Genomic DNA, 10,562 nt, shown 5'->3' with positions numbered 1-10,562 from the left:
CCGCGAGATAGTGCATCTGACGTACGCCGAAGTCTATGAAAAGACGCCATTGAACATGAAGCTCCTGCGCGCCGGTATCCCCCAATTGGATGGAACGGCGGAGAATCGCTGAGGACAATCGCCACAGGCGGCAAGGCGGGAAGACAGGAGGGAGAGCAGTGAGGGAGAATTTCAGCCTACGGACACGGATTCGTCCGGGTAATGGATGGCGACGGCCTCACGGGTTTTGTTGATGGCATAGACGATGGTCATAGGACCGATGCGCCCGAAGAACATGACGCATGCGAGGATGAGCATGGTGGCAGGGTTGTTCGCATCCGCGACCCCTACCGTGTATCCGCCGAGGCTGAAGGCCGAGCAGGTCTCGAACAAGGCGTCGGTCAGGGAGCGACCGGTCACCTGCATCAATGCCATAGATGCGACGAACACCACGAGAGCGCATGCCATCGTCATGCTGATGGCCGAACGCACAATGCGTCCGGGAATGCGCTTGCGGAATGCGGTCACCTCATCACGGCCACGGAACGTGGTGATCATGGTGAGCATCAGCACTGCGAACGTGGTCACATGGATACCGCCCGCAGTCGAGGAGGAGCTTCCGCCGATGAACATCGAAACGCTCATATACAGCTTCGTCTCATCGCTCACCCACGGAACCCACGACAGGTCAAAACCGGAGGAGCGCGGCATCACCGCGGCGGACAGTGCACCGCGCAATCGTTCCGAAGCATCCGAATTGGCGAACAGTGCGGGATTGTTCCACTCGTCGGCCAGGAACCACAGCAGTGAGACACCGACCAGCAGGAAGGTGGTGGCCAACGTGAGCTTGGTGTGCAGGCTCCATCGACGAGGGGCGATGCGGCGGCGAATCGACCGCCCGATCTCCAGCAGCACAGGGAAACCGAGTGTGCCGAGGAATGCACTGATCATCACCGGCATGCCCACCGACCAACTGTTGATGTACAGGCCGGAGGCATCCGGCGTGAAGCCGGTGTTATTGAACGAGGAGACCGCATAGAACAACGCCTCCCATATCGCGGTACGCCAACGGTATCCGGTGAATTTCAGCAGACTGGGTAGCAGCACGGCGAAGGTGACCGCCTCCATGATGAACGTGGTGGCGAACACCACGGCAAGCACGCCTTTGACTTCGCCGAGCTTGGTGACGCCGACTTCGCGCGCGGTCAGCAGCTGCTGGGAGATGTTCATTTTCCGGTTCAGGAACAAGGTGATCATGGCCGCGAACGTCATCACGCCAAGCCCGCCGAGCTGGACGCCCACGAGAATGATCGCCTGACCGAACACCGTCCAATGGGTCGCTGTGTTCTCCACCGGTATGCCGCAGGTGGAAAGGGCCGAGACCGCTGTGAACAGGGCGACCAAAGGCGATGTGGAGCCGGGCTCGCGTGAAGCTGCAGGAATGAGCAGCAATACCGTGATCAGGGCGACAAGCCCCAGAAAATAGACGATGGTGAGCAGACCCGGATGGCTGAGCATACGCTCCGGCAGCGGCAGCCCGGCATTCGGCCGTGGCTGATGGAACCGCCCTACTCCGTCATTCGCTTTGCGCTTTGCCTCCACAATGCATCATCCTATCCGGACGCCGTACAAGGCCGAAGCCATCGTCCGCCCCATACAGTCGAGTGGCGTATTTTGGACTGTTACCCCCAATACCGCATCCGTCGTTGCATCGCGGACTACTATGGGAGCCAATGCCATCAACAACGAACCGTATAAGGAGCGTTCATGACTGAAGTGATCACGGACAAGGACAAGGAGTACGAGGCCGAGGAGCGCAGAAACGCACCCGGCAACGATCAGGACATGAGCGATCGCGTGAACAATCGATCGCTCCGTCCACGTTCCGAAGCGTTCAAGGAGTTCATGAGGACCGGTTGGGCGGATGACGAACCGGACATCAAGCCGCTGGAATCTTCCAAGTTCACTCCTCAGCGTCTCGAGGCGCTGGGCAAGGCGTTCCCCGGCGAGCGTCTGGTAATCCCCGCAGGCCAGCCGAAGGTACGCAACAACGACTGCGATTACGCATTCCGTCCGGATACCACGTTCGCCTATTACAGCGGCCTGGGCATGGACTATGAGGCGGGCGCGGTCCTGGTGCTGAACCCCGTGGACCCTGACTCCCCTGAAGCCAAAGCGGGTCGTACACATACTCCGGAACTGTTCGTGGCGCCGCGCGCCGACAATTCCACCACTGATTTCTTCATGAATGCGCATTATGGCGAATACTGGGTAGGCCCTCGCGCCGGCCTCAAGGAAATGACCGCCATGACCGGTATCGAGACCCACGATATCGCGCAACTGGCTGACGCCCTGTCTAAGGATGTGGGCCCGGAGGCCGGTGCCGTTCGCGTGCACGTCATCCGCGAAACCGATCCCGCCATCACCTCCTTGGTGGAGTCGATTCGCGAAGCCAACGGTTCCGATGACCCGGACAAGAACTCGGCCGCCGACGACAAGCTGCACGAGTTCGCGGCCGAAGCCCGTATGGTCAAGGACTCCTACGAAATCGGTGAACTGCGCAAGGCAGTGGACGCCACCAAGCAGGGATTCGACCGGCTGCTGGCCACGCTCCCTTCCGCTCTCGACAAGCCCCGCTCCGAGCGCATCCTCGAAGGCGCTTTCAACGCGGTCTCCCGCGAACTGGGCAACACCGTAGGATACGATTCCATTGTTGCATCAGGCCCGCACGCCCCGATTCTGCACTGGATGCGCAACACTGGCGTGGTGAAGAGCGGTGACATGCTGCTGGTCGACGCCGGAGTCGAAGTCGATTCGCTATATACTGCGGACATCACCCGCACCTTCCCCACGAATGGCAAGTTCACGGATTTGCAGAAGCGCCTGTATCAGGCGGTGCTGGATTCCCAGCAGGCCGGTTTTGAGGCAGCCAAGCCAGGCGCCACCTACTCGGATATCCATCATGCCTGCATGCGCGTGATCGCCGAGCGTCTCCATGAATGGGGTCTGCTGCCGGTCAGCGTGGAGGAGTCGCTGTCCCCCGAAGGCCAGCAGCATCGCCGTTGGCTTGCATGCGGAGTGGCGCACCATCTCGGCCTCGATGTGCACGACTGTGCGCAGGCACGCTTCGAGGCCTATCAGGGAGCGCCGATTCGTCCAGGCATGGCGTTCACCATCGAACCGGGACTCTACTTCCGTGAGGATGACCTGCTCATCCCGCCGGAATACCGCGGCATCGGCATCCGCATCGAGGATGACGTGCTCATGACCGAGCACGGCCCCGAATGGATGTCCGCAGGCATCCCGAAGCAGATCGACGAGGTCGAACAGTGGATGGCCGAGCGCGCCGCCGCTTCCAAGTGACGTCATGAGGCTCCCTACAGTTCATGCGTCAACAATTCGCTGACGCATGGACTACCCCTCAGACCCGCTTCACGGGCCAGCTCCCCTGACAAGGGGAGCCAAGAATAACATCAATGAACCTCTGATGCAGGATACTAGCGAGGGAGCCTTGCTGCCCTATTACTGCGAAAGGAAATGACATGCCAACTCCGGAATTCGTACTCGAACTGAGGAAGAAAATCGGCCATGCTGAGCCGTCAAACGGGCAGCCCAGTGGGCTGACCGTAGGCGAAGTGAGCGGCTGCACCACAGGCAGCCGCGAAGGATCATGGCCGATCGAAAGGATATGACATGCCAACTCCGGAATTCGTACTCGAACTACGTAAGAAAATCGGCCATGATCTCCTCTGGCTCAACGGCGTGACCGGTTATGTGCTCAACGAACAAGGACAGCTGCTGCTGGGCCGTCGTTCGGACACCGGCGAGTGGGCCATGGTCTATGGCATCAACGAGCCTGGCGAGCAGCCGGCGGACACGGTGGTGCGCGAGATCAAGGAGGAGACCGGCGTGGATGCCGTCGTCACCGATCTGGTGGCGGTCACCTCATCGGACAAGGTCATCACCTACGCCAACGGCGACAACACCATGTATATGGATCATTCGTTCCTCTGCACGGTGAAGCCGGGAGGCAATGACAAGCCATTCGTCGGCGACGAGGAAAGCCTCAACGTGGGCTGGTTCGATCTGGACGCGCTCCCCCAGCCACTGGCGGCGAGTACCGTTGAACGCCTGCAGCTGTTCAACCGCTACCTCGAGAACAAGAAGCACGGCGACGCTCACGCCCTGTTCCAGTTCGACGGCGAGCAGTACTGATAGCGGACTGACACCGGCTGCAATACCGATATCGGCTATCGGAATCGGATCTGCACTCCCAGTCACGTTCGAAACAACGGGGTTCCCATCGCCTGAGGGGAACCCCGTTGTCGTCAATATCCCGAGGAAATCGGAACCGCTTCTCCTGCTACTTGATCCGACGACCGGCGCACCAGACGTGCTCGGTCTTCCAGGTCAGTGGGTCGAGCACGTTGAGGTCGGCGGCGAAACCGGGCGCAATCAGGCCGATCGGCGCTCCGGTGACCTCGTTGGGCCTGTCGAAGCCGAAAGCCTTCGCCGGCGTCAGCGTCGCGGCCTCGACCGCGGCCACAGGACTGATGCCAAGCTCATTCACGGCACGGCTCACAGCACCCTCAAGCAGTAGCGTGGAGCCGGCGATGGCGCCGTTGGAGACCAGTCGTGCGTGGCCGTCCACCACATTCACATCCAACTCTCCCAGCTTGTAGGCGCCATCCGGACAATCGGTGGCGGCCATGGCATCGGTCACGAAGGCGATGCGGTGTGGCGCGAACCCGAATCCGAGCTTGACCATCGGATTCTGCACGTGGAAGCCGTCATTGATCAGTTCGATGGTGACGCGCGGATCCTCCACGGCAGCTGGAATCGGGCCCGGGTTGCGGTGATGCAGCCCGTTCATCGCATTGAACATGTGCGTCATGATGCCCGCCCCGGCATTGAACCCTGCCTGCGCCGTCTCATAGTCGGCATCGCAGTGCCCCACGGCGGGGATCACTCCGGCGGCGGCGAACTGGCGGATGGCTCCAATGCCATGCGGCAGTTCAGGGGCGATGGTGATCTGGCGGATGCATCCGCGGCTGCCATCAGCCGCGCCGGACGCCTCGAGCATCTCATCGACGATTTCGGGAACCGGATCCTTCAGGCATTTCGGGTCATGGGCGCCCTTGCGCGCCAGTGCGAGGAACGGCCCCTCCAGATGGCATCCGAGGATATCCGGACGACCGGAAGCCATCTTGTCCCGCACGGTGCGGATGTTGCGGCAGATCACGTCGACCGGATTGGTGATCAGCGACAGCACCTGTCGGGTGGTGCCGTGCACGGCATGGCCGGTACGCGCCACATCGATGCCTTCCGGACCGTCATCGAAGCTCTTCTCCCAAGCGCCATGCGCATGGATGTCCACATAGCCCGGAACCAGAATGCGGCCATCGGCATCCAGCACCGAACCATCATCGGCGACCCCGGCAGCGGCGCAGGCTTCCGAAAAGGCGCTCTCATCGGTTCCGGTCGCCACAATGACGCCGGACGCATCGGCCACCATCCAATATTCGCCGCGTTCTCCGCGCGCATCCACTTTGCGCGCGTTGCGGACGGCAAACGCGGACGGCGCGCCTTCGAGCGCAGCGGTAACCCGTGTAACGGTCTCGGTCCTATTCGACATGTCTCATGCTCCTTCCCTGCATATGACGCAGGCACTCAATGCGTATCGCCCTTGGAACCGCAGCCGGCCATCTTCGACGACAGCATCCGGTACGTGTGCGATGGCAACTTCCACATCACATTCTGCTACGCTTCGCCCTGACGCACCAGAAGGCACGCTGGCTCCTTTTTGTTAATGTTAGTTACAATTTTGGACTTGCTTGAAACCGGTGTTTTCAGCGCATGCGCGCCGGAGATCTGAGGTAAACTGGTTAAACGTTAGTGAAGTTTCGTAACAGAATCAACGGTGAACGGACTTCATCACACGGCCCTCACGCACAATACCGGAAGCCGTTGCACGGACCACATGTTCATCCAGAAGGGGGAATGCATGTCGCTCTTTGGAGTCGCCTCACCGTCACCGATCCGCCCGGCCAAGGCCTCGCCGGCAGACGTCCGGAGGAACAACCGCAGGCTCATCTTCTCGCTGCTGTTCCCCACCAACCAGTACTCGCGTGCGGAACTCGGGCGCCGCACAGGACTGAGCCGGGTCGCCGTCTCGGACGTGGTCAACCAGATGCTGGGCGAGGGGCTACTCAGGGAGACCGGGCAAGCCCCCAGCGGCGGTAAAGGCAAACGCGGCACGCTGGTCAGCGTCGACATCGACCGGCTGAACATCATCAGCCTCGATCTGGCACAGGAGCACATCCTGCATGGCGCAGTCACCAATCTTCTCGGACAGTCGCTGCGTCACGCGGAAATCACCGTGAAGGAAGACACCCAGGTCTCCATCGAGACGATCAGCGAACTCATCGAGAAGATGCTGTCAATGGCATCAGGAGAGGTCATCGGCATCGGCATCGCATCACCGGGCGTGGTGGACGGAGGTATCGTCAGGACTTCCACGTTGCGCGGATGGCACGATTTGAATCTCGCCGAACCGCTGCTCGACACCTTCGGCATCGACGTGACCGTGACCAATGACGCCACAGCCGCGATGCTCGCCGAACGGTTCTTCGGGCAGGGGGACCCTAACATGCTGTTCGTACGCATCGACAGCGGCATAGGCTCCTCCATCCTCATCAACGACGCGCCCGTCACCGGCGAAATGCATGCGGCAGGCGAAATCGGCCATATATCGATCGATCTCGACGGTCCGAAATGCCCCTGCGGCAAGCGCGGCTGTCTGGAAACCATGATCTCAGGCAGCATCCTGAGGAAAGAGCTGGCCAACGCCAGCGAGCGCCAGCGAATCGCCATCCTCAGCCAAGCCGGCAGACACCTCGGACAGGCGCTTTCCATGCCGGTCGGTCTGTTGGATATGGCGGACGTCTGCGTCTATGGATGGCCCGACATCGTCAACGACACATTCATTGATGCCACGCAGTCGTACCTTGACGCCAGCACATCCTCGACATTCCATAAGCACACCATCGTGCGACGGTGCGAATGCGGCGCAGACATGACCGTCCAAGGCGAGGCGATCGCCGTGCTCTCCGATTATCTCGGCTACTGAGCGCTCCACGCAATCCGCATCCGGCACAGCCCAGTCTCGCCATCACCTCAACGCCGCATGCGCCCTGCCCTCAGACCGCGACCGCAGCGCCAATGGCGCCGACGGGTCGGTCCAGCGGCGCCAGACGCAGCCGGCCCGGAAGATCCAATCCCGCCAGGAACCGGCATTGCCCCTCCCTACGGCGCAGTTCCGAGCTGATCACCTCGACCAGGGGCTTACCGGTCTTCGCCATGCCGCCGCCGAGCACGATGACGTCCGGATCCACGGATTGAGCCACGATCTGAATCGTGTCTCCGATGGCCCGAACCACCATGTCCAGCACATCCACGGCCTTCGCCTCGCGCTTCCTCGCACGTCGGATCAGGTCCGGCATCGCAGGGTCGGCCTCAGGCCATAGACGCGCCACTGCGGAACCGGAGCATACCGTTTCCAGACAGCCGTACTGTCCGCATGGGCACTTGAAGCGATGAGGCTCGACGGGGATATGCCCCACCTCCCCGGCCGCTCCGCTGAATCCATGCAATACAACACCATCCTGCACCAGACCGGCAGCAAGTCCGGTGCCGAAGTTCAGGAAAGCCACGGTGCCGGGAAGCCCCGGAGTCCCGCCTAGCACCGCAGCCGCGCCCAACGCGGCGGCGTTCACGTCGTTCTCCACATGGGTCGAGACTCCGGTACACGCTTCGACCAGTGGTCCCATGTCCAAGGAAGTCACCGACAGGTTGACGATGTTGTCCACGTGTCCGGTCCGATGATCCACCCGTCCGGGGGTACCGATGCCAATGGAGGACACCTGCTGGAAATCGCCACCGCACACCCGTGCGGCCGCGGACACGATGTCCTCGATGACGGCCTCGTTGCCCGGCCGTGCGGGAATCCTCGCCGACTCACACACGAGGCCGGACGCGTCCAACCGCACCGCCTCGATCTTCGTGCCACCCACATCAACGCCGATGCGGCTCCTATTCGCATTGTCGACCTGCTCAATCATGGTCCGGCTCCTTTAGCTCTCCGTTGAACCAACGCGTTTCATGCATACGCGCACGATTCCATGCGCAAATCCATGATCCCAGTGTGCCCCGGAGTATTGACAACATTCTTAACAAATTAGCAAACAGCACACGATTCCGCGACACGCCGAACGTTGTTAATTGATTGCGTAAATCAATTAACAACGTTAATATCTTAATCAAGTTCAGATTCAAAGATGATGTTCGACGACGAGCGGACGTGATCACTCGCAAGGGAGCAGATAAGGAGGACCCATGGCATTCGAAGCCAAACACGCCACTTCGCAGGCCAGCGTCTCCGAGTCCAATCGCTCCCGCATCCTTCAGCATCTGTACCACCACGGCATCAGCTCCCGGGCGCAGATCGCCAAGGCACTGGATCTGACCCCCGCGGCCATCACCAAAATCACCGCGCGTCTCATCGAGGCGGGGGTCATCGAGGAGACCGGAGACATCGAAGGCTCCAAAAACCGTCGGTCCATCGGCCTGAAGCTCGATACCACCCAGTTCCATATCATCGGCGTGAAATTCGCGCGCTCGCTGGTGCAGATCGGCGTATTCGACCTTCGCGGCAACGCAATCTCCCTGGAGTCATTGCCCACCGTATACGACGACACCATCGACGACACCGCCATCATCATCCACCGCCGCCTTGCCGAACTGATCGACACCGATCCGACCATTGTGGCGATCGGCATGGCCGTGCCAGGACCATACCTGCGCAACGAGGGACGCACCGCCGTGGTGTCCAGCATGCAGGGCTGGCGCAGAATCAACTTCGTGCATGAATTCGGGTCCGCCTTCCGTGTGCCGGTGTTCGTCGAGCAAGACGCCCGCGCCGGCGCATTGGCCCATTTCCTGTTCGACCCGGCAGTCAAATCTGACGAGAACCTCGCCTACTACCTCATCGGCGAAGGCGTCGGACTCGGGGTCATCGAGAACGGGCGCCTGATCAATGGCCACCTCGGCGCGGCCACGGAAATCGGGCACATCTCCATCGACGTCAATGGCAAACCCTGCGACTGCGGCAACGTCGGCTGCCTGGAGCGCTACTGCTCCACCCCGGCCATCCATGCCATGCTCATCGAAGAAGGCACCGTCATCCCCGAAGCCTCCGTCATGACACACACCGATGCGGCACGGGCACTGTTCGCCAAGGCCCAGGACGGCGACGCACAGGCCGTGTCGTTGGTCAAATCCATAGCACGGTATGTCGGCTACGGATGCGTCACCATCTTCAACGGCTTCAACCCGGAACACATCATCATCGGAGACATCGTGGCCGAAGCAGGCACGATGCTTCTGGATACCGTGCTCGACACGGTCAAAGAACGGTCCATCCCCGAGATCTTCACATCCACCTCCATCACGCTGTCCACACTGTCCGCGGATGCCGCCGTCTCCGGCGCGGCAGCCGTGGCGGTGACGGAATTCCTAGAGCACCCCTCGGTGTTCTTCGATGTCTCCTAGGTGCAGGATTCGCGCCACTAAACGATTTTTTATACGCATTGATCACAACCCAATGAAAGGAACCAACCATGACCACCCCAATCGTCCTCAGCCTCGGCGAGCTGCTGTGGGATATGCTGCCAACCGGCAAACGAGCGGGCGGCGCCCCCGTGAACTTCGCCTATCACGCGATGAAGAATGGCGCCGAAGGCTGGGCAATCAGCGCGGTGGGCGAGGATGAGCTTGGCGACGAGCTCGTCGCCAAGGCAGACGAAGCCGGAATCAACACCGTGATCCAGCGCAACGCCTGGCCGACCTCCACCGTCGAAGTCGCTCTGAAGAACGGCATCCCGGAATACACCATCGTCAAGGGCGTGGCATGGGACCACATCCTGTACACCCGCCAGCTCATCGACGTGGTCTCCAAGGCGGACGCCATCTGCTTCGGCACCCTGGCACTGCGCTCCCCCGAGACCCACGCCACCATCACCGAGCTGCTCAAGCACACCAAGCCCGGCGCGATGAAGTTCTTCGACATCAACCTGCGCGGCGACCACTACTCCAAGGAGCTCATTCAGGAGCTGCTCGGCTACGCCACCGTGTTCAAGATCAACGATGAGGAGCTGCTCCTGCTGCGCGACATGTTCGACATCCGCGGCACCTCCGGCGAGGACGCCTCCCGCTGGTTCCTCGACGAGTTCAACCTGGATTACGTGATCCTGACCGCAGGCTCCGCCTACTCCACCATCATCTCCCGCAAGGGCGAGTCCTCCACGCTGGACACCCCCCATGTCGAAGTGGTGGACACCGTCGGTGCCGGCGACTCCTTCTCCGGCACCTTCACCGCACGCACGCTGCTGGGCGATCCGCTCGCGGTCGCGCACCGCAAGGCCGTCAACACCGCGGCCTATGTGTGCACCCAGTCCGGCGCATGGCCGGCGTACCCGGAGCAGATGCCCGATTACCTCGCCGAAGCCGGCAAGTGACCGACATCC

General features: G+C 61.3%; 8 protein-coding genes. 5 read left to right on the top strand and 3 right to left on the bottom strand.

The genetic code is table 11. From position 1 onward, the window contains the following. Window positions 1-171: 171 nt before the first annotated feature. Window positions 172-1,581 (bottom strand): TrkH family potassium uptake protein, encoded by a 1,410-nt coding sequence (locus BW09_RS04960; RefSeq protein ID WP_258184995.1) that lies wholly within the window; start codon window positions 1,579-1,581, stop codon window positions 172-174. A 165-nt stretch (window positions 1,582-1,746) separates the two neighbouring features. On the opposite strand from BW09_RS04960, the gene BW09_RS04955 reads away from it, so the two are divergent. Together BW09_RS04955 and BW09_RS04950 are read left to right on the top strand one after the other, a co-directional pair. After that, entirely contained in the window at window positions 1,747-3,342 is a 1,596-nt protein-coding gene (locus BW09_RS04955; protein WP_044088802.1) for an aminopeptidase P family protein, read from the top strand. Window positions 3,343-3,672: 330 nt separating this feature from the next. Further along, entirely contained in the window at window positions 3,673-4,194 is a 522-nt protein-coding gene (locus tag BW09_RS04950; RefSeq protein ID WP_140464778.1) for an NUDIX domain-containing protein, read from the top strand. 148 nt (window positions 4,195-4,342) lie between these two features. Here BW09_RS04950 and BW09_RS04945 read toward each other — a convergent pair whose 3' ends face one another. Next, window positions 4,343-5,614: an N-acetylglucosamine-6-phosphate deacetylase gene (locus tag BW09_RS04945; protein ID WP_140464776.1), complete on the bottom strand. Its 1,272-nt coding sequence runs from the start codon at window positions 5,612-5,614 to the stop codon at window positions 4,343-4,345. 369 nt (window positions 5,615-5,983) lie between these two features. Here BW09_RS04945 and BW09_RS04940 point away from each other — a divergent pair, with 369 nt between their 5' ends. Beyond that, complete coding sequence (locus BW09_RS04940) at window positions 5,984-7,108, top strand: ROK family protein (protein WP_140464774.1); 1,125 nt, start codon at window positions 5,984-5,986, stop codon at window positions 7,106-7,108. 70 nt (window positions 7,109-7,178) lie between these two features. Here the strand turns inward: BW09_RS04940 and BW09_RS04935 are convergent, their stop codons facing one another. Then, entirely contained in the window at window positions 7,179-8,099 is a 921-nt protein-coding gene (locus tag BW09_RS04935; RefSeq protein WP_140464772.1) for an ROK family protein, read from the bottom strand. A 274-nt stretch (window positions 8,100-8,373) separates the two neighbouring features. On the opposite strand from BW09_RS04935, the gene BW09_RS04930 reads away from it, so the two are divergent. Beyond that, the gene (locus BW09_RS04930; RefSeq protein ID WP_140464770.1) at window positions 8,374-9,588 is read left to right on the top strand and encodes an ROK family transcriptional regulator; all 1,215 of its coding nucleotides are present in this window, start codon (window positions 8,374-8,376) and stop codon (window positions 9,586-9,588) included. A gap of 68 nt (window positions 9,589-9,656) precedes the next feature. Continuing rightward, window positions 9,657-10,553, top strand: coding sequence for a carbohydrate kinase (locus BW09_RS04925; protein WP_140462387.1), 897 nt, complete (start codon window positions 9,657-9,659; stop codon window positions 10,551-10,553). The last annotated feature ends 9 nt before the right edge of the window (window positions 10,554-10,562 follow it).

The organism is Bifidobacterium sp. UTCIF-1, from assembly GCF_006408915.1.
Classification (GTDB): Bacteria; Actinomycetota; Actinomycetes; order Actinomycetales; family Bifidobacteriaceae; genus Bifidobacterium; species Bifidobacterium reuteri.
This window is presented reverse-complemented; position numbering and strand designations above follow the sequence as displayed.